At 41.3% G+C, this 18,671-nt stretch carries 32 protein-coding genes; 31 read left to right on the top strand and 1 reads right to left on the bottom strand.

Annotated elements, in window-relative coordinates; translation table 11 throughout:
- The 31 genes from rpsG to rplQ all read left to right on the top strand — a co-directional run bounded on the left by rpsG (window position 1) and on the right by rplQ (window position 18,169).
- On the top strand, window positions 1-546 hold the full coding sequence (rpsG, locus tag AAHH40_RS05540) for a 30S ribosomal protein S7 (protein ID WP_342219686.1): 546 nt from the start codon (window positions 1-3) through the stop codon (window positions 544-546).
- Window positions 547-573: 27 nt separating this feature from the next.
- Complete coding sequence (gene fusA, locus AAHH40_RS05535) at window positions 574-2,688, top strand: elongation factor G (RefSeq protein WP_342219685.1); 2,115 nt, start codon at window positions 574-576, stop codon at window positions 2,686-2,688.
- Window positions 2,689-2,712: 24 nt separating this feature from the next.
- Window positions 2,713-3,915, top strand: a complete 1,203-nt coding sequence (tuf, locus tag AAHH40_RS05530; RefSeq protein ID WP_342219684.1) for an elongation factor Tu — start codon at window positions 2,713-2,715, stop codon at window positions 3,913-3,915.
- Window positions 3,916-3,934: 19 nt separating this feature from the next.
- The gene (gene rpsJ / locus AAHH40_RS05525; RefSeq protein ID WP_342219683.1) at window positions 3,935-4,288 is read left to right on the top strand and encodes a 30S ribosomal protein S10; all 354 of its coding nucleotides are present in this window, start codon (window positions 3,935-3,937) and stop codon (window positions 4,286-4,288) included.
- 38 nt (window positions 4,289-4,326) lie between these two features.
- Window positions 4,327-4,998, top strand: coding sequence for a 50S ribosomal protein L3 (rplC, locus tag AAHH40_RS05520; protein WP_342219682.1), 672 nt, complete (start codon window positions 4,327-4,329; stop codon window positions 4,996-4,998).
- A gap of 55 nt (window positions 4,999-5,053) precedes the next feature.
- Window positions 5,054-5,671, top strand: coding sequence for a 50S ribosomal protein L4 (gene rplD, locus AAHH40_RS05515; protein ID WP_425287957.1), 618 nt, complete (start codon window positions 5,054-5,056; stop codon window positions 5,669-5,671).
- Window positions 5,668-5,982, top strand: coding sequence for a 50S ribosomal protein L23 (rplW, locus tag AAHH40_RS05510; RefSeq protein WP_425287956.1), 315 nt, complete (start codon window positions 5,668-5,670; stop codon window positions 5,980-5,982). Before rplD ends, rplW begins: the two co-directional genes overlap by 4 nt.
- A gap of 15 nt (window positions 5,983-5,997) precedes the next feature.
- On the top strand, window positions 5,998-6,825 hold the full coding sequence (gene rplB, locus AAHH40_RS05505) for a 50S ribosomal protein L2 (protein WP_342219681.1): 828 nt from the start codon (window positions 5,998-6,000) through the stop codon (window positions 6,823-6,825).
- 22 nt (window positions 6,826-6,847) lie between these two features.
- Window positions 6,848-7,141, top strand: coding sequence for a 30S ribosomal protein S19 (gene rpsS / locus AAHH40_RS05500; RefSeq protein WP_342219680.1), 294 nt, complete (start codon window positions 6,848-6,850; stop codon window positions 7,139-7,141).
- A gap of 17 nt (window positions 7,142-7,158) precedes the next feature.
- Window positions 7,159-7,506: a 50S ribosomal protein L22 gene (gene rplV / locus AAHH40_RS05495; RefSeq protein WP_342219679.1), complete on the top strand. Its 348-nt coding sequence runs from the start codon at window positions 7,159-7,161 to the stop codon at window positions 7,504-7,506.
- Window positions 7,507-7,508: 2 nt separating this feature from the next.
- Window positions 7,509-8,282 (top strand): 30S ribosomal protein S3, encoded by a 774-nt coding sequence (gene rpsC, locus AAHH40_RS05490; RefSeq protein ID WP_342219678.1) that lies wholly within the window; start codon window positions 7,509-7,511, stop codon window positions 8,280-8,282.
- 36 nt (window positions 8,283-8,318) lie between these two features.
- On the top strand, window positions 8,319-8,732 hold the full coding sequence (rplP, locus tag AAHH40_RS05485; protein ID WP_342219677.1) for a 50S ribosomal protein L16: 414 nt from the start codon (window positions 8,319-8,321) through the stop codon (window positions 8,730-8,732).
- Window positions 8,732-8,938, top strand: a complete 207-nt coding sequence (gene rpmC, locus AAHH40_RS05480; RefSeq protein WP_342219676.1) for a 50S ribosomal protein L29 — start codon at window positions 8,732-8,734, stop codon at window positions 8,936-8,938. The genes rplP and rpmC overlap by 1 nt, the downstream gene beginning before the upstream one ends.
- Window positions 8,935-9,228 carry a 30S ribosomal protein S17 gene (gene rpsQ, locus AAHH40_RS05475; protein WP_342219675.1) on the top strand — a complete coding sequence of 98 codons (294 nt, stop codon included), beginning with the start codon at window positions 8,935-8,937 and terminating at the stop codon, window positions 9,226-9,228. The genes rpmC and rpsQ overlap by 4 nt, the downstream gene beginning before the upstream one ends.
- A 12-nt stretch (window positions 9,229-9,240) precedes the next feature.
- Window positions 9,241-9,609 carry a 50S ribosomal protein L14 gene (gene rplN, locus AAHH40_RS05470; protein WP_342219674.1) on the top strand — a complete coding sequence of 123 codons (369 nt, stop codon included), beginning with the start codon at window positions 9,241-9,243 and terminating at the stop codon, window positions 9,607-9,609.
- A gap of 14 nt (window positions 9,610-9,623) precedes the next feature.
- Window positions 9,624-9,944, top strand: coding sequence for a 50S ribosomal protein L24 (rplX, locus tag AAHH40_RS05465; protein ID WP_342219673.1), 321 nt, complete (start codon window positions 9,624-9,626; stop codon window positions 9,942-9,944).
- A 17-nt stretch (window positions 9,945-9,961) separates the two neighbouring features.
- Window positions 9,962-10,504 carry a 50S ribosomal protein L5 gene (gene rplE / locus AAHH40_RS05460; RefSeq protein WP_342219672.1) on the top strand — a complete coding sequence of 181 codons (543 nt, stop codon included), beginning with the start codon at window positions 9,962-9,964 and terminating at the stop codon, window positions 10,502-10,504.
- A 26-nt stretch (window positions 10,505-10,530) separates the two neighbouring features.
- Window positions 10,531-10,815 (top strand): 30S ribosomal protein S14, encoded by a 285-nt coding sequence (rpsN, locus tag AAHH40_RS05455; RefSeq protein ID WP_425287955.1) that lies wholly within the window; start codon window positions 10,531-10,533, stop codon window positions 10,813-10,815.
- A gap of 11 nt (window positions 10,816-10,826) precedes the next feature.
- The gene (gene rpsH, locus AAHH40_RS05450) at window positions 10,827-11,222 is read left to right on the top strand and encodes a 30S ribosomal protein S8 (RefSeq protein WP_342219670.1); all 396 of its coding nucleotides are present in this window, start codon (window positions 10,827-10,829) and stop codon (window positions 11,220-11,222) included.
- A 20-nt stretch (window positions 11,223-11,242) separates the two neighbouring features.
- Window positions 11,243-11,773: a 50S ribosomal protein L6 gene (gene rplF / locus AAHH40_RS05445; protein ID WP_342219669.1), complete on the top strand. Its 531-nt coding sequence runs from the start codon at window positions 11,243-11,245 to the stop codon at window positions 11,771-11,773.
- A 13-nt stretch (window positions 11,774-11,786) separates the two neighbouring features.
- A complete protein-coding gene (rplR, locus tag AAHH40_RS05440) occupies window positions 11,787-12,152 on the top strand; it encodes a 50S ribosomal protein L18 (RefSeq protein ID WP_342219668.1) in 366 nt (121 codons plus the stop codon).
- A gap of 18 nt (window positions 12,153-12,170) precedes the next feature.
- Window positions 12,171-12,674: a 30S ribosomal protein S5 gene (gene rpsE / locus AAHH40_RS05435; RefSeq protein ID WP_342219667.1), complete on the top strand. Its 504-nt coding sequence runs from the start codon at window positions 12,171-12,173 to the stop codon at window positions 12,672-12,674.
- Window positions 12,675-12,688: 14 nt separating this feature from the next.
- On the top strand, window positions 12,689-12,874 hold the full coding sequence (gene rpmD, locus AAHH40_RS05430) for a 50S ribosomal protein L30 (RefSeq protein WP_342219666.1): 186 nt from the start codon (window positions 12,689-12,691) through the stop codon (window positions 12,872-12,874).
- A gap of 2 nt (window positions 12,875-12,876) precedes the next feature.
- Entirely contained in the window at window positions 12,877-13,311 is a 435-nt protein-coding gene (gene rplO / locus AAHH40_RS05425) for a 50S ribosomal protein L15 (protein WP_342219665.1), read from the top strand.
- A 4-nt stretch (window positions 13,312-13,315) separates the two neighbouring features.
- On the top strand, window positions 13,316-14,671 hold the full coding sequence (secY, locus tag AAHH40_RS05420; RefSeq protein WP_342219664.1) for a preprotein translocase subunit SecY: 1,356 nt from the start codon (window positions 13,316-13,318) through the stop codon (window positions 14,669-14,671).
- A 41-nt stretch (window positions 14,672-14,712) separates the two neighbouring features.
- A complete protein-coding gene (gene rpmJ, locus AAHH40_RS05415; protein WP_339049872.1) occupies window positions 14,713-14,829 on the top strand; it encodes a 50S ribosomal protein L36 in 117 nt (38 codons plus the stop codon).
- A gap of 247 nt (window positions 14,830-15,076) precedes the next feature.
- Window positions 15,077-15,436 carry a 30S ribosomal protein S13 gene (gene rpsM / locus AAHH40_RS05410; RefSeq protein WP_342219663.1) on the top strand — a complete coding sequence of 120 codons (360 nt, stop codon included), beginning with the start codon at window positions 15,077-15,079 and terminating at the stop codon, window positions 15,434-15,436.
- 45 nt (window positions 15,437-15,481) lie between these two features.
- Entirely contained in the window at window positions 15,482-15,934 is a 453-nt protein-coding gene (gene rpsK, locus AAHH40_RS05405; protein WP_342219662.1) for a 30S ribosomal protein S11, read from the top strand.
- 169 nt (window positions 15,935-16,103) lie between these two features.
- Window positions 16,104-16,724 (top strand): 30S ribosomal protein S4, encoded by a 621-nt coding sequence (gene rpsD / locus AAHH40_RS05400; protein WP_342219661.1) that lies wholly within the window; start codon window positions 16,104-16,106, stop codon window positions 16,722-16,724.
- Window positions 16,725-16,735: 11 nt separating this feature from the next.
- On the top strand, window positions 16,736-17,779 hold the full coding sequence (locus tag AAHH40_RS05395) for a DNA-directed RNA polymerase subunit alpha (RefSeq protein WP_342219660.1): 1,044 nt from the start codon (window positions 16,736-16,738) through the stop codon (window positions 17,777-17,779).
- Between the two features lie 18 nt (window positions 17,780-17,797).
- On the top strand, window positions 17,798-18,169 hold the full coding sequence (gene rplQ / locus AAHH40_RS05390; RefSeq protein ID WP_342219659.1) for a 50S ribosomal protein L17: 372 nt from the start codon (window positions 17,798-17,800) through the stop codon (window positions 18,167-18,169).
- A gap of 109 nt (window positions 18,170-18,278) precedes the next feature.
- On the opposite strand, the gene AAHH40_RS05385 is transcribed toward rplQ, so the two are convergent.
- On the bottom strand, window positions 18,279-18,632 hold the full coding sequence (locus AAHH40_RS05385; protein ID WP_342219658.1) for an Hpt domain-containing protein: 354 nt from the start codon (window positions 18,630-18,632) through the stop codon (window positions 18,279-18,281).
- Window positions 18,633-18,671 lie beyond the last annotated feature (39 nt).

The raw sequence follows: 18,671 nt of genomic DNA, 5'->3' as shown, positions 1-18,671 counted from the left end.
ATGCCAAGAAGACGTGTTGCTGCTAAAAGGGTTATCCTCCCTGATCCTAAGTTTAAAAGTGAGTTATTGAGTAAATTCATTAATTCAGTGATGAAGAATGGGAAAAAAGCTGTTGCGGAAAAAATCGTTTATGGCGCTTTAGAACGCTTAGATGCCCGATTAAGAGATAAGTCTAAAAAAGTAGATAGAGACGAAGAAGCAGGCGGGGAAGGTAGTAGTAAGCAAGGATTTGATGCGGACGCATTGCTCGATGTTTTTGACCAAGCTTTAGATAATATCCGACCGAATGTTGAGGTAAGAGCAAGGCGTGTGGGCGGCTCGACCTATCAAATTCCAGTTGAAGTGCGGCCGTCGCGACGTACAGCCTTAGCTATGCGCTGGCTGAAGGTAGCAGCGAGTCAACGTAGCGAAAAGACCATGGCACAGCGCTTGTCGGCAGAGATTTTGGATGCTTATGACAATAAAGGCATCGCAGTGAAAAAACGAGAAGATACGCACCGTATGGCTAAGGCTAACCAAGCTTTTGCTCATTTCCGGTTCGGCTGATTTCAAAAAATTTAAAAGGTACTGAGTGTGGATCGACAAACACCCATAGAACGCTATCGAAATATCGGTATTATTGCCCATATAGATGCGGGGAAGACAACAACAACAGAGCGTATATTATTTTATACTGGGGTATCACATAAGCTAGGTGAGGTCCATGAGGGCACCGCCATTATGGATTGGATGGCTCAAGAGCAGGAGCGCGGTATTACGATTACCTCGGCTGCGACCACCTGCTTTTGGGATGGTATGGCCCATCAATTTCCTCAGCATCGTATCAATATCATTGATACGCCTGGACACGTCGATTTTACTATTGAAGTGGAACGTTCACTGCGTGTGCTGGATGGAGCTTGTGTCGTCTTTTGTGCTGTGAGTGGTGTTGAGCCGCAATCGGAAACAGTATGGCGTCAAGCAAATAAATATCAGGTGCCGCGTCTTGCCTTTGTGAATAAGATGGATAGAGCGGGTGCAAACTTCTTGCGCGTCGTTGAGCAGATAGCTAAGCGCTTGGGCGGGCGTCCGATTCCTATCCATATCCCGATAGGTGCAGAAGAAAAATTTGAAGGCGTCGTTGATTTAGTGCAGATGAAGGCTATTTACTGGGATGAAAGTACGCAAGGCATGCGTTTTGAGTATCGAGATATTCCCGAAGCCCTACAAGCTGAGTGTGAAATTTGGCATGAGAAACTGATTGAGGCAGTCGCTGAAGCTTCTGAAGAGATGACGGAGCGTTACCTTAACGGCGAAAAATTTACACCTGATGAAGTCAAGCATGCTATTCGTGTGTTGACCTTAGATAGTAAGATTGTTCCTGTGCTATGTGGTTCTGCCTTTAAGAATAAGGGTGTGCAAGCGATGTTGGATGCCGTTATTGAGTATTTACCGGCGCCTAATGATGTTGCAGCCATTAAAGGTGTGCTCGATGATGCTAATCAAACGGTTGCTGAAAGACCGCCGGTTGATGATGCGCCTTTTGCAGCGCTTGCGTTTAAAATTGCTACCGATCCTTTTGTTGGTTCGCTGGTGTATTTTCGAGTCTATTCAGGTGTTGTAAAGAGCGGCGATGGTGTTTACAACCCAGTTAAAAGTAAAAAAGAGCGTATAGGACGTATCGTGCAAATGCACGCCAATACACGCGAAGAAATAAAAGAAGTTCGTGCAGGCGATATTGCTGCCGCTGTTGGTCTGAAGTACACCACAACCGGTGATACACTTTCAGATCCAAATAATATTATTACGTTGGAGCGCATGGAGTTCCCTGAGCCAGTTATCTCCGTAGCGGTAGAGCCTAAAACCAAGGCCGACCAAGAGAAAATGTCTATTGCCTTGAGTAAACTAGCGCAAGAAGATCCTTCCTTTCGAGTGCGTGTCGATGAAGAATCAGGTCAAACCATTATTTCTGGTATGGGAGAACTGCATTTAGAAATTATTGTTGACCGTATGAAGCGAGAATTCAGTGTCGAAGCGAATGTCGGTAAACCGCAAGTCGCTTATCGAGAAACCATACGTAAAGCCGTTGAACAAGAAGGGAAGTTTGTTCGTCAAAGTGGTGGTCGCGGTCAATATGGCCATGTATGGATAAAGCTGGAACCATTAGAAGCAGGTAAAGGCTACGAATTTGAAAATGCTATTGTCGGCGGGGTTATTCCTAGAGAATATATTCCAGCCGTGGATAAAGGGATAAAAGAGCAATTAGAAAATGGTGTCATAGCAGGCTACCCAGTCGTAGATGTGAAGGTAACACTTTTTGATGGTACTTATCACGATGTCGATTCCAGTGAAATGGCTTTCAAAATTGCGGGCTCAATGGCTTTTAAAGAAGGAGCACGCAAAGCGTCGCCTGTCTTGTTAGAGCCGATTATGAAAGTTGAAGTAGTAACGCCTGAAGAGTATATGGGTGATGTCATGGGTGATTTGAATCGCCGGCGTGGAATTTTGCAGGGTATGGAAGATTTGCCTGCGGGTGGTGGGAAAATGATACGCGCTGAGGTTCCACTTTCTGAAATGTTTGGTTATGCCACAGACTTACGTTCAGCGACTCAAGGACGTGCAACCTATACGATGGAGTTTGGTAAATATAACGAAGCTCCCGCTAACGTTGCGGATGGCATTATTCGTAAAAAAGATGATAGTAAATAATTAATAGTTATTGAGGTAAAAATTATGGCCACTGGAAAATTTGTACGAAATAAGCCCCACTTAAATGTGGGAACGATAGGCCACGTTGATCATGGTAAGACAACATTGACCGCAGCCATTACCAAATGTATGGCAGACAAATTTGGTGGCGAAGCGATTGCGTTTGATAAGATCGATAAAGCCCCAGAAGAAAAGGCGCGTGGTATTACTATTTCGACTTCACACGTAGAGTATGAAAGTGAAAAACGTCACTATGCACACGTTGACTGTCCAGGTCACGCCGATTATGTCAAAAACATGATTACCGGTGCTGCACAAATGGACGGTGCTATTTTGGTGGTTAGTGCGGCAGACGGTCCTATGCCACAAACACGTGAACACATCTTATTAGCGCGACAAGTCGGTGTGCCTAACATTGTTGTATTCATGAATAAATGTGACATGGTAGATGACGCCGAGTTATTAGACTTAGTGGAAATGGAAATCAGAGAATTACTTTCTAAATATGAATTTCCAGGCGATGATATTCCAATTATTCGTGGATCGGCTAAGAAAGCACTAGAAGGTGATTGCGAAGGTGGTGGTGTTATTGCGCTAGTTAAGGCGATGGATGATTATTTCCCAGAACCCGTACGTGATACCGATAAGCCTTTCTTAATGCCCATCGAAGATGTGTTTACGATTTCAGGTCGTGGAACGGTAGTAACCGGCCGTGTAGAACGTGGAATTGTTAAAGTAGGTGATGCTGTACAAGTGGTAGGTTTAAGAGCAGTACAAGATACCGCTGTGACGGGCGTGGAAATGTTCCGTAAGTTGCTAGATCAAGGTGAAGCAGGCGATAACATTGGTGCGTTAATCAGAGGATTAAAGCGTGAAGATGTGGAACGCGGTCAAGTATTAGCTAAGCCAGGTACAGTAGAAGCTTGGGTAGAATTTGAAGCGGAAATTTATGTATTGACTAAGGAAGAAGGCGGCCGTCATACGGCATTCATGAATAACTATAAACCACAATTTTATTTTCGAACGACCGATGTAACTGGAACGATTAAGCTTCCTGAAGGTTCGGAAATGGTAATGCCGGGTGACAACGTTAAAATTACAGTGACACTGATGAATGAATATGGTGTTGCTATGGAAAAAGGTTTACGTTTCGCAATTCGTGAAGGTGGTAAAACCGTAGGGTCTGGTGTTGTTTCTAATCTTGTTAAAAAAGGTAAAAAGGCCTAATGGTCAGTAGGAAATAATTATGTCTTTAAAAGTCCCAGATTTGCGTATAGTGCTACTTGCGTTTGATCATCGATTAATCGATGCGACAACGAAAGAGATTGTGAATTCATTAAAACGAACCGGAGCTATTATCTCTCCGCTTCCTTTGCCGACACACAAAAAAAAGTTGACGGTTAACACTTCACCACATGTCGATAAAGATGCTCGAGACCAATATGAAATACGTACGCATAAACGCATAATAGATGTTTATGCGTCAACTGATAAAACAGTCGATGCGATTAGATATCTTGAGGCTTTACCGTCTAATGTCGACATCCAGGTGAAAACCATGAGCGACAAAAAAGATAAGAGTGATAAGAAAGATAAGTAATTTCCTTAAAAATACTAATTCAGTGAAGGTGTTTTGTTATGACAATGGGTTTAATAGGTCGAAAATGTGGTATGACACAGATATATGCTGAGAATGGTGCGGCAATACCTGTCACGCTCGTTGAAATACTACCTAATCGTGTGGTTCAAATTAAAACTAAAGAACACGATGGTTATGAATCTGTTCAAGTAACTACAGATAAAAAATCTTCTTCACGGCTAAATAAAGCGGAAGCAGGTCATTTTGCTAAGGCCAATGTTGAGCCTGGAAAGGGTCTTTGGGAGTTTCAATTAAGTGACGAAGATAGTGAATTTGTTAAAGATTTGTCATTAGGAAAAGAAATTACTGTTGGCGAGTTATTTAAATTGGGTACATGGGTAGACGTAACGGGAACTAATAAAGGTAAAGGATTTGCAGGTGTTATTAAGAGACATCATTTCGCTACTCAAGATGCAACCCATGGTAATTCGCTTTCGCATCGTGCTCCAGGTTCTATTGGTCAGCGCCAATCGCCGGGCCGGGTATTTAAAGGGAAAAAAATGTGCGGACAGTTAGGGAATCACCGTTGCACTATTCAGTCGTTAGAAGTAGTCAAGGTCGATCCTGAACGGCATTTGCTGCATATAAAAGGAGCGGTGCCAGGAGCGCCAGGCGGACACCTTATTATAAAACCCGCAGTAAGAAAAAAGAATAAACGAAACAAAGGTTGATCCCTTGGTAGAGATTAAATAGAAATATTGAGATATAAATTTTTGGAATGGTGTTATGCAAGTGGCTTTAGTAACAAAGAATGGCTCGAATCAAGAACTGCAGTTGTCAGAAACTGTCTTTGGTTGTCGTTTTAATGAGCCTTTAGTTCATCAAGTTGTCACTGCTTATTTAGCAGGAGGACGGCAAGGTACGCGCGCCCAAAAAAATCGTTCTGCGGTGAGCGGTGGTGGAAAGAAGCCTTGGAAACAAAAAGGTATGGGTCGTGCAAGAGCAGGTACTATCCGTAGTCCGCTGTGGCGTAGTGGTGGAGTTACTTTTGCATCAAGTACGCAAGATTTTTCGCAAAAGGTAAATAAGAAAATGTATCGCGCAGCGATGCGATCCATTTGTTCAGAATTATTACGACAAGGACGATTTGTAGTTTTGGAATCGTTTGATCTTGAGAAAGCCAAGACACGTGATTTCGTGGCTAAGCTTCAAGAACTGAATATTGATCACAAGGTCCTTGTTGTTCTTGAAGAAGTTAATGAAAATATTTATTTAGCGGCAAGAAATTTACATAAAGTAGAGTTAACTGACGTGGAAGCTATCAATCCTGTTAACTTAATTAATTATGAAAAAATATTAATTACAGCGCCTGCTTTAAAACAAATTGAGGAACTCTTAGCATGATGAATATTGCCCTAACTCAGCAGTTGCGCCGGTTTAAGATTATTCAACGGCCGCATTTATCAGAAAAATCTACGATGTTAGCCGATAAGCATCGACAGTTTGTTTTTAAAGTATTAAAGAATGCAAATAAGTCAGAAATCAAACAAGCAGTAGAATCTCTGTTTAATGTGAAAGTAAATGCCGTGCAACTTTTGAATGTAAAAGCTAAAGGTCGACGCTTTAAACAAGTTGAAGGTCAGTTAAAAGGTTGGAAAAAAGCTTATGTAAGCTTAAAAGATGGTTACGACATTGATTTTACCGGAACAAAATAGAGAGAAATAAGTTTTATGCCTAGTAAAAAAGCAAATCCTACCTCACCAGGCCGTCGCTTTGTCGTTGAGATCTCCAAAGTAGGTCTACATAAAGGTAAACCACATAGTAGTTTATTGGCTCCAAAACCTAAAAAGGGTGGACGCAATAATCAAGGAAGGATTACGACTCGTCACCAAGGTGGTGGTCATAAACAGCAATATCGATTGATCGACTTTAAGCGAGATAAAGAAGGAATAGCGGGCCGTGCTGAAAGAATAGAATACGACCCAAATCGTACCGCACACATCGCTTTAATACTGTATCCGGATGGTGAACGGCGTTATATTTTGGCTCCGAATGACCTTAAAGTGGGTATGCAAGTAACAGCAGGGTCGGAAGCCTTGATAAGGCCGGGTAACTCATTGCCTTTACGCAATATCCCTGTTGGGACGGTATTACATGCGATCGAACTGAAGCCTGGTAAAGGCGCTCAGTTGGCACGTAGTGCTGGCGCATATGTACAGCTCATTGCGCGTGAGGGAGATTATGCTACTATACGGCTGCGATCGGGAGAGCTAAGAAAAGTCCCTGTCGAATGTAAAGCAAGCATAGGTGTTGTCAGTAATAATGATCATAATCTGCGTTCTTTAGGGAAAGCAGGGGCATCTCGTTGGCGTGGAATTCGGCCTACTGTTAGAGGTGTGGCGATGAACCCAGTCGACCATCCGCATGGTGGTGGTGAAGGTAAAACGTCAGGTGGACGACATCCTGTCAGTCCTTGGGGTCTTCCAACCAAGGGATATAAAACTCGCCGAAATAAACGTAATGCCAAAATGATTGTGCAACGGCGTAAAAAGAAATAATTTAATTTGATGAGGTGATCTAGTGCCACGCTCAGTAAAAAAAGGTCCATATATACAGGGACATTTAACGAAAAAGGTACAGGCCGCACAAGCGGCTAGTGTTAAGCGACCTATTAAAACATGGTCACGTAGCTCTATGATTTTGCCTGAAATGATAGGTTTGACGATAGCGATTCATAATGGTCGTGATTTTGTTCCTGTCTATATTACAGAAAATATGATAGGCCACAAATTAGGAGAGTTTTCTATTACGCGAACTTTTCGTAGCCATAGGGCAGCTGATAAGAAAGCCAAAGGCGCAGATGAAAAAAAATAGTTAATGAGGTATAGAAAGTGGAAGTTGCTGCACGTTTAAAATACGCACGGTTGTCACCGCAAAAGTGTCGATTAGTAGCGGATCAGGTACGCGGTCTGACCGTGGAGAAAGCACTGCAAGTTTTGACCATTAGTGTCAAAAAAAATGCTAAGGCTATAAAAAAAGTTTTGGAATCAGCCGTTGCTAATGCAGAACATAATGCTGGAGCGGATATCGATACACTGAAAGTTTCGACTATTTTTGTTGACCAAGGCCCTACTTTAAAACGTATGCACGCCAGAGCTAAAGGTCGAAGTAATCGCATATTAAAACCAACTTGTCACATTACAGTGAAAGTGTCAGATGTTAATGGGGAGAAAAACTAATTATGGGCCATAAGGTAAATCCTGTTGGAATACGTTTAGGTATTACCCGAACATCGACAGCAAGATGGTATGCAAAAAAGTCGCGTGAGTATGCGGATAATCTTTACAGCGATTTATGTGCTCGTAAGCAGATAGAAAAGGCGCTATTGCAAGCGGGAGTTTCTTCTATACAAATAGAGCGAGCGGCTAGAAAATCAAAAATAACCATAGCTGTTGCAAAACCAGGCATAGTGATAGGTAAAAAAGGGGAATATATCGATCGTTTAAGAGAACAATTAGAAAAAATTATGCTGGTGCCAGTTCGACTTTCCGTAGTGGAAGTAAAGAAACCTGAATTGGATGCAAAATTAGTGGCAGAAAATATTGCGCAGCAATTAGAGCGTCGAGTTATGTTTCGTCGAGCGATGAAACGTGCTGTGCAAACCGCGTTACGTTTGGGTGCACTTGGAATTAAAATTAATGTGTCCGGACGTTTAGGTGGGGCTGAAATTGCACGTAGCGAACGCTATCAAGAAGGAAGTGTTCCATTGCATACTTTCCGAGCGGATATCGATTACAGTTTAGCGGAAGCGCAAACAACCTATGGAAAATTAGGTGTAAAGGTTTGGATTTATAAGGGTGAAGTTTTTGATCGCTCAAAAATTTCGAATTTAGAAACTACAGAAGCTAAGACACAATTCCTTGATGATCGAAATCAAAAGCATTATAGTCGCAGACGTCAATCCGCGCCTAAACATGCTGTGAATAAAGAAATTGTCGATGAAGCTACGCGTTAAAATAATAGTGAAGAATAGGTAATTTGGGAAAAGATTATGTTGCAACCCAAGCGAACAAAATATCGTAAGCAGTTTAAAGGGCGTAATCGCGGTATTGCTACACGAGGTACAGAAGTTAGTTTTGGACAATACGGCTTGAAAGCAACCGCTGCAGGCTTTATTACTTCGAGGCAAATTGAAGCAGCGCGCCGTGCCTTAACGCGACACATAAAACGAGGTGGGAAAGTTTGGATTAGGATATTTCCTGACAAACCGATTACTAAAAAACCTTTAGAAGTACGTCAAGGTAAAGGTAAGGGCAGCGTTGAATATTGGGTAGCAGTCATACAGCCAGGGCGTGTTTTATTTGAAATGGAAGGCATCTCTGCTGAAACAGCTAAAGTGGCTTTAAAATTGGCAGCAGCAAAATTGCCTATGACGACTAACTTTGTAACGCGGACGGTACTTTAATGAATAAAAAAGAGAAAGCTGAATTACGAAAATTATCAATAGAATCGCTTAGGGAAGAAAGCTTTAAGTTAGGACAGGAAAAGTTTAAATTAGAAGCACAACATGCGACACATCAATTGACTGCGACACATAGATTGAAAGCAGTTAGGCGGTTGTTAGCAACATCATTAACTATTTTACACGAAAATATAGGCCAGAAAGTATGAGCCAAGCTAGTAAAGTAAAGCGGACCTTAACGGGACGAGTTATCAGTAATAAGATGGATAAAACCATCAATGTTTCCATAGAACGTAAAGTGAAACATCCTAAGTATGGAAAATACTTGAAACGTAGCAGTAAAATTCTTGCGCATGATCCTGAAAATCAGTGTCAAGAAGGAGATACTGTTATTATTCAGGAAGGACGTCCAATTTCAAAACGTAAAGCCTGGTCGCTCGTGCAAGTGGTAGTAAAATCGATAAATCAGCAACCCGTTCCTGAAGAAACGGCGGGATAGGGGAAGTTATTTATGATACAAATGCAAACAGAATTAGCTGTGGCAGATAATAGCGGCGCCCGTAGAGTGATGTGTATTAAGGTATTAGGCGGATCAAAAAGGCGCTATGCCGGAGTCGGCGATGTTATTAGAGTCAGTGTTAAAGAGGCTGTGCCGCGCGGTAAAGTTAAAAAAGGCGAGGTTTGTCACGCCGTTGTTATTCGTACTAAAAAAAGAGTACGTAGAAACGATGGTAGCGTGATACGTTTTGATAGCAATGCAGTTATTTTGTTGACTGCACAATTACAACCATTAGGCACGCGTGTATTTGGTCCTGTTCCTAGAGAATTACGTACCGAACGCTTTATGAAAATTATCTCATTAGCATCTGAAGTATTATAAAGGTAGACCAAAACATGCGTAAAATTAGAAAGGGTGATACCGTCATCGCCTTAACCGGTAAAGACAAAGGTAAACAAGGAAAGGTACTGAACATTAACGTGGCTCAGAATCGTGCGCGCGTGGAAGGAATTAACTTAATAAAAAAACACGTAAAACCTAACCCGCAAAAAAATGTTGCTGGGGGGATAGTCACGCAAGAAGCGGCAATTAATTTAACGAATTTGGCTGTGTATAATCCAGTATCGAAAAAAGGCGATAAAGTGGGGATAAAAAAGCTGGAGGATGGAAGGATGGTACGCATCTTTAAATCCAACGGTGAACTGGTTGATATCTAATAATTAGGTGAGATTTGATGGTAAGGTTAAAAGAACATTATTTAAATACGGTTATGGCCCAACTTAAGCAAGAATTTGCCTATGGTAGTGTCATGGAAGTTCCACGTATTACTAAAATTACACTCAATATGGGTGTGGGTGAAGCCGCCGCTAATAAGAAAGTTATTGATGCAGCCGCGTCAGATATGACGTTAATTGCTGCACAAAAACCAATTATTACTAAAGCTAAGAAATCTAACGCGGGTTTTAAAATCCGTGAAGACTGGCCTATTGGCTGTAAAGTAACACTGCGAAAAAATCGTATGTACGAGTTTTTAGATCGATTAATCAGCGTAGCAATACCGCGGATTCGAGATTTCCGTGGATTTAGTCCTCGATCTTTTGATGGTCGCGGTAATTATAGTTTAGGGATACGTGAACAAATCGTTTTTCCTGAGATTAAATACGATACTATTGATGCGTTACGAGGTATGGATATTACGATTACTACCACTGCAAAAACTGATCGGGAAGGCCGGGCTTTATTAGCAGCATTTGAGTTTCCGTTTAAAGAGAATTAATATTTATGGCAAAGAAAAGTGTAATTATGCGCCAGAAAAAGCGCGAACTTATCGTTAAAAAATATGCGGTAAAACGTGCTGAGTTAAAAGAAATTATTTATAGTCTAAACGCATCTGATGAAGATAAATGGTTGGCGCAACAGAAAATTCAATTATTGCCACGTGATTCTTCTCCCGTGCGATTACGCAACCGTTGTCGTTTAACAGGACGACCACGAGGTGTTTATCGACACTTTGGATTGTCTCGAAATATGCTGCGGCTTTATGCTATGAAAGGTGAGCTCCCAGGATTAGTAAAATCAAGCTGGTAAGGTAAAAAAATATGAGTATGCAAGATCCTATCGCAGATATGCTCTGCCGAATAAAAAATGCCCAAGCTATTGAAAAGCCAACGGTATCGATGCCTTCATCAAAAATAAAATTAGCTATTGCTAAATTGTTAAAAGAAGAAGGCTATATTACTGATTTTCAATGTGAAGAAAAGGGTTTTAGATCCGCGCTGACAATATTTTTAAAATATTATATGGATAAGCCCGTTATCGCTTCATTAAAACGTGTGAGTCGTCCTGGTTTGCGAATTTATCGTTCTGCGACTGACTTACCCAAAGTGGTAGCAGGTTTAGGAGTCGCTATTATTTCTACTCCAAAAGGGTTAATGACAGATAGAGCGGCTCGAGCTTTAGGTCAAGGCGGCGAAGTTATTGCTATCGTTGAATAAACGTTAAGATAAAGGTTGGTATGTCAAGAGTTGCAAAAAATCCAATAAATTTCGGCGATGCGCAAGTCACGCTGGATGGAAAAACATTAGTTGTTAAAGGCAGCAAAGGTGTATTGAATTTAAAGTTGGCTGATCAAGTTAACATTGAAATTAGAGACAAATCTTTGCAGGTTAGCCCTATAGATGAGAGTACTATGGCAGATGCTTTAGCTGGGACAACGCGTGCCAATATTGCGAATGCGATTGCAGGTGTAGTTGATGGCTTTAAGAAAGTGCTGCAATTAGTGGGTGTGGGTTATCGTGCTAATGTGCAAGGTAAAAAAATTAACCTTACATTGGGATTTTCACACCCTAGAGATTATGAAATCCCGGATGGAATTACGATCACGACACCGACACCGACTGAAATCGTTATACAGGGATTTAATAAGCAATTAGTTGGGCAGGTTGCGGCAGAGATACGTCAGTATCGTCCACCGGAATCTTACAAAGGTAAAGGTGTTCGTTATGCAAATGAACGCATTAAATTGAAAGAAACAAAGAAAAAATAGCAATGAGGTAGGCATGTTAGACAAGAAGTTAAAGCGAAAACGCAGGGCAACCAAAACACGCGCTAAGATACGTCAATTGGGTGTTCCGCGTCTGTGTGTGGGACGTACTTCTAAGCATATCTATGCGCAAATTATTGTATCTTCTGATCGAGGAGACAAGATATTGGCAAGCGCTTCTACGCTAGATAAAGAAATCAAGACCTTAGGTACTACGACTGGAAATAATATTAAGTCAGCGACAGTGGTTGGTGATTTTATAGCAAAGAGAGCATTAGCCGTTGGAATTAATCAAGTGGCTTTTGATCGTTCAGGTTTTAAGTATCATGGTTGTATCAAGGCATTGGCAGAGGCAGCCCGGGAAGCCGGATTGCCCTTTTAATTAAAAGGTTATTCATCGATGAGTTTTGATCAATCAACAAAAAGTGATGGTTTGCAAGAAAAACTAATAGCAGTTAATCGTCACGCTAAAGTCGTCAAAGGTGGACGTATTTTTAGTTTTGCTGCCGGAGTGGTAGTAGGCGATGGCAAAGGACGTATTGGTTTTAGCAAACGTCCGGCAAGAGAAGTGTCTGTTGCTATGCAAAAAGCGCTGGAAAAGGCGCGACGTGACATGCTTTATATCGAACTGAATAATCATACGCTATACCATCCGTTGGTCGGTCGTCACGGGGCGACTAAAGTTATTATACTTCCTGCGGTTGAAGGAACAGGTATTATTGCGGGTGGTCCTATGCGCGCAATTTTTGAAGTGTTGGGCATTAAAAATGTCATAGCGAAGATTATTGGGTCCTCAAATCGAATCAATGTCGTGCGAGCCACTTTAAAGGCGTTGTCGAGTATGTCTACACCTGAAATGATTGCGGACAAACGCGGAAAATCAATTAAAGAAATTTACGAATAATTAGGTAAGTAGATATGTCAGAAAAAAAATTGCGCTTGACTCTCATACGTAGTATCTCGGGTCGTTTGCCTCACCATACTGCGACGGTCCTTTCATTGGGCTTAAAGCGATTAAATCAGATCGTTGAAGTGAAAGATAATTTGCCTATGCGTGGAATGATCGATCAAGTATCTTACTTACTTAAAGTAGAGGAAATTTAACCATGTATCTTAATACATTGAAGCCGGCTCCAGGCTCAAAGCCTACTGCAAAGCGCGTAGGGAGAGGAATAGGTTCTGGTTTGGGAAAGACTTGTGGGCGAGGTCATAAAGGCCAACGTGCACGTGCGGGCGGCTTTCATAAACTAGGTTTTGAAGGTGGACAAACACCCTTACAAAGACGTTTACCTAAGTTCGGATTTACCTCACTTAAATCATTACCATTACAAGTGCTACGTATTGATGTCTTAAATAAAATTAAGGCTGAGGTCGTTGATATACAAGTACTAAAAGATTGTCGATTGATTCCTGCTCTGACAAAAGAAGTTAAATTCATAGCAACAGGTACACTTGAAAAGTCAGTGACCGTAAAAGGTATAAAATTGACTAAAGGAGCTGAAGCCTTAATTAAAGCAGCCGGTGGCAGTGTTGAGGCTTAAATAGATGGACAAAATTAGCCATCTAGCAGCTGCAGCTTCTACAAAAGCGCGTGCCCCGAATAGTGGGTTTAGTGAACTTAAAAGACGTTTACTATTTGTTTTATTGGCGTTGATTATTTATCGCATTGGTGCCCATATACCCGTGCCAGGCTTAGATCCACATCGCTTAGCAGATTTGTTTAGTCATCAAAGCAATAGCATTTTAGGTTTATTCAATATGTTTTCGGGGGGAGCGCTTTCCCGATTTACCGTATTTGCTTTAGGTCTTTTACCTTATATTTCTGTTTCAATTATCGTGCAGCTTTTAACAGCCGTAACGCCTGCATTGGAGGAGCTTAAGAAAGAGGGTGAAGCAGGGCGTCGTAAACTTAATCAATATACACGTTATGGCACTGCGCTATTGGCATTAATCCAAGCAGTGGGTATGGCAAAATGGTTGGTAGCTAATCAAGTTGTTCTAAACCCAAGTTTTTTCTTTTATTTTGTAGCTACGGTTACCTTGGTGACAGGTACCATGTTTTTGATGTGGTTAGGAGAGCAGATTACCGAGCATGGTATCGGTAATGGTATTTCTTTGATAATTTTCTCAGGAATCGTATCAGGACTGCCAGTGGCTATGGCTAAATCCTTGGAGCAATTTAGGCAGGGACAGGTACAGTTTCTTACCTTACTCTGTATTTTGGCCGTTATTGTTTTGGTAACGGCTTTTGTCGTATTTATGGAGCGAGGACAACGTCGTATCACCGTTAATTATCCGCAACGCCAACAGGGTCGAAAAATTTATAGCGCGCAAACCAGTCATTTGCCTTTAAAGATCAATATGGCAGGAGTTATTCCACCCATATTTGCCTCCAGCATCATGTTACTACCCGGAACCTTTGCCAATTGGTTTGCTAACGTGAAAGGCTTGGGTTGGTTAGGGAAGCTTAGTTTCTGGTTAGCACCGGGACAACCTTTATATATTTTGTTATTTGCTGCCGCAATCATATTCTTTTCTTTTTTTTATACGGCGTTGGTTTTTAATCCTAGAGAAACCGCAGACAATTTAAAAAAGTCAGGGGCATTTATTCCTGGTATTAGACCCGGTGAGCAAAGTGCGAGGTATATTGATACAACGATGACCAGGCTTACTTTAATAGGTTGTATATATCTGGTTTTGGTTGCCTTATTACCTGAGTTTATGATATTTACTTGGCATGTCCCTTTCTATTTTGGGGGCACTTCCCTATTAATTATTGTAGTGGTCATTATGGACTTTATGGTCCAAGTTCAATCTTTGTTGATGTCGCATCAATATGAATCGCTACTTAAAAAGGCCAATTTGAAGGGTTTGTCTGGCGGGCCAGGCAGTGCCTATTAGTATTGGCACAGAAAATATGAGCATCATCTTTAGAGGTTATTATGAAAGTTAGAGCGTCGATTAAAAAAATTTGCCGAAACTGTAAGGTTATTAAACGTAAGGGAAAATTGAGAGTTATATGTTCAGCTGAAGCTCGTCACAAGCAGCGTCAGGGCTAGTTTTTTGGCTTGTTGAGCATTTTTCGTCATTGCGAGCGCGTAGCGCGCGGCAATCCAGTGAAAAACTTAATTTTTTCTGGATTGCCCGCGGTCTCACTGGCGTTTCGGCCTCGCGCCATGACGGGCTCATCAATTTTTGTTGTGTGCAAAGATATTTTTCCAGTGAGTGTTATTGATTTTTAGTCAGGAGTGAGATACCCTACTGCGCCTTCTGAAATATCTTAAATTTAAGGGTTTGGAGTGAAAAATGGCTAGAATAGCCGGTGTCAATATACCAATAAATAAACATGTCGTTATAGGCTTAACCGCCATCTATGGGGTTGGACGATCCCGTGCAAGGGAAATATGCCAAGACTTGGCTATATCGCCTGAGACTAAAGTTAAGGACCTTGTAGATGCCCAGTTAGATGCTATACGGCAAAAGCTTCTCACTTATAAAGTAGAAGGTGATTTACGGCGTGAGGTTTCCATCAGTATCAAACGTTTGATGGACCTAGGTTGTTATAGAGGCATCCGCCATCGTCGTGGTTTACCCGTCCGTGGTCAACGTACTCGCACTAACGCACGTACGCGTAAGGGTCCTCGAAAAATGATTCGTAAGGATTAATGGCCATGTCACTAATAAAATGCATAAGCGTAGGTATTCACTAATATGACAGATTACAATTCACATGCTTCGCAGCCCCCCATGACTATGGCCGATAAGGCTTTAGCGGGAGCTCACCGTAAGCGTAAAGAGGTTATGCCGGATGCGATAGTTCATCTGAGCACCTCGTTTAACAATACGATTATTTGTATACGCAAGGGCGGCGATACCTTAGGTATATCTTCGGCCGGAGCTTGTGACTTTAAAGGCACTAAAAAGGGCACTGCCTTTGCTGCTCGGGTTGCTTTCGAAAAGGCCATAGAAAAGGCCTGCGATAAATATAGAGCTAAGTATAAACATAACATGGGACGTGTTGAAGTTAGAATTAAAGGACCCGGTCAGGGATCGGAACAAGCCATTATGGCACTGAAGAACAAAGATATAGAGGTCACACAAATACTTAATGTTACAGGCATTCCTTTCAATGGTTGTCGACCCCCTAAACGGCGTCGAGTTTAGAAGATATTCAGAGAGTATACTCACAGCAATGGGATTTTTGACAAGGCGCCGCGAGAATGAAGCAACCGGAGTGTATTCAAGATACATGAGGATTGCGAGTTGAGCGGCAACGCAGACAAAAATTCAAGTGCGAAGAGTATTATATTAATAATTGGGAGTAAATAATTTAATGGCTAGATACCGAGGTCCTACTTGTAAATTAGCACGCAGACTTGGGACTGATTTACAGTTAAAAAGTGGTATACGTGCACTTGACAGCAAATGTAAGTTAGCTACACCTCCGGGTATGCATGGCGCAAAACGTGGTAGATTATCTGAGTTTGGTGTACTGTTTCGCCAAAAACAATTAATTCGACGTACTTATGGCGTATTGGAAAGACAATTTCGACTTTATTATGCTAAAGCTGCTAAGCGTAAAGGGATTACCGGCGAAAATCTGCTTAAATTGTTAGAATGCCGTTTAGATAACGTAGTGTATCGTATGGGATTTGCATCGACACGTGCCGAAGCTAGACAGTTAGTTACGCATCGATCCGTAAAAGTGAATGCTAGTATTGTTAATATCCCTTCTTATCAAGTTAAGGCAGGCGATGTTATTGAGATTAAAGAAAAAAGTAAGGCTCAAACCCGTATTCAAGCTGCATTAGAACTTGCTAAGCAAAAAATCCAGCCTGGTTGGATAGATGTGGATTCCACTAAGTTACAGGGAATCGTTAAGTTAATTCCTGAGCGTAGCGAATTGCCCTTAGAATTTAATGAGAATCTAGTCGTTGAGTATTACTCTAAGTAAGAAGGTAGCCCATGTCGACGAATGTTAAGAAGTTTTTAACCCCACAAACCATCGAAGTTCAAAGTATCGCGCCAAATAGAGCGTTAATTACTTTGCAGCCTTTTGAAGCTGGTTTCGGTCATACCTTAGGAAATGCCCTACGTCGTATATTGCTATCGTCTATGCCAGGCTGTGCGGTTGTGGAAGCAAAAATCGAAGGTGTGCTTCACGAGTATAGTAGTTTAGAAGGTGTCCAAGAAGATATTATCGATATTTTGCTTAACTTAAAAGGCGTTGCTTTCCTGATGCATGGTAAAGAAGAAGTCACACTGGAACTAACCAAGAATACAGTCGGACCTGTGTGCGCTGGAGATATTACCTTACCGCATGACGTTGAAGTTAAGAATCCTGATTTTGTTATCGCGCATTTAACCAAGCCGAAAGAATTTAAAATGACGCTTAAAGTGGTAAGAGGGCGTGGTTATCAACCCGCATCGCTACGTAAGGCAGATGATCAATTCGTGAGTGAAGTTGGCTCATTACAATTGGATGCACGCTTTAATCCTATATTACGTGCGACCTATGCAGTTGAAAATGCACGTGTTGAGCAGCGTACAGATTTAGATAAGTTAGTTATCGATTTAGAAACTAACGGTACCATCGAACCTGAAGAAGCAATACGTCGAGCGGCGACGATCATACAGGAACAATTACATACTTTTGTTGAATTACAACATGAAACAGAAGATGAAGTGGTTGAAGATCTGGTTGATATTAACCCTATGTTATTACTTCCTGTGGATGAATTAGAATTAACGGTACGTGCGGCTAATTGTTTAAAGGCTGAACATATTTATCGTATTGCCGACTTAGTTACTAAAACCGAATCAGAACTTTTATCAACCCCGAATTTAGGTAAAGTGTCTTTATGGGAAATTAAAACTGCTTTACAAAAACGTGGATTATCCTTAGGTATGGATGTTCCCATACAACAACTGACCTCTCTAAAAAAATCTTTAGAGGGTGCAGAAGAAGCAGAAAAATTAGAAAAAACTGAAGATATTAACAAAGATTAATTTAAAGGGCTAAGTGTTATGCGTCATCTTAATTCAGGCCGTCGATTAGGCCGTACATCTAGTCACAGAACAGCAATGTTCCGAAATATGGTTGCGTCGTTGTTAACCAAAGAAATCATATGTACTACCGTGGCTAAAGCTAAAGAACTGCGTCGAGTTGCCGAACCACTTATTACTTTAGCTAAGAGTGATGGTGTTGCTCAACGGCGTTTAGCTTTTGATCGTTTACGTAATAAGGAAGCGGTGGCCACGCTTTTTAATACCGTAGGCCCACGCTTTAAAAAAAGACCTGGTGGTTACTTACGTATTTTGAAATGCGGATACCGTGCCGGTGATTGTGCGCCAATGGCGATGGTTGAACTCGTCGAACGTACAGAGAATGGAAACTAATTTAAAAAGTCACCGTCATGGCGAGCGAATATCTAGATTGCTGCGCGCCTATGGCGCTCGCAATGACGTCAATATATTATGTGCATCGCAATGACGAGTAGATCGTTTTTTATGCTCGAGTTATTTCTTTTGCCTTCTCCAACGCTGCCTCTATTTCTAGATTCAATTGCTCTAGTAACTCGTTAGAATAGTTTTGTTTTGCTGTGGCGTTTTCTAGTGTAATGATGCTGACTTTAAGCCTTAACCATCCACAATAGGCACAAGAACCTAGTAACTTATGCAATCGATCTTCAAGTTTTTGCTGTTGTTTGTTTCTAAAGGCTAGATTGATTTCTTTTTGTAACGTAGGGGTTTCTTTTATAAATAGATCGAGTAACTCCTTTAAAATTTTGTTCGAATTTTTTGTGAATGTTTTATCTATGTTTTTATCAATGATCGGCAGGTCGGATGGTTTTTCTTCCATATTCATTATCCTCTGGATTGCCAGATAAATTTTTCAGTG

Origin of the sequence: Rickettsiella endosymbiont of Miltochrista miniata, assembly GCF_964031245.1 — a bacterium.
Classification (GTDB): domain Bacteria; phylum Pseudomonadota; class Gammaproteobacteria; order Diplorickettsiales; family Diplorickettsiaceae; genus Aquirickettsiella.
The sequence above is the reverse complement of the archived record's forward strand: the minus strand, read 5'-3'. Positions and strand labels throughout refer to the sequence as shown.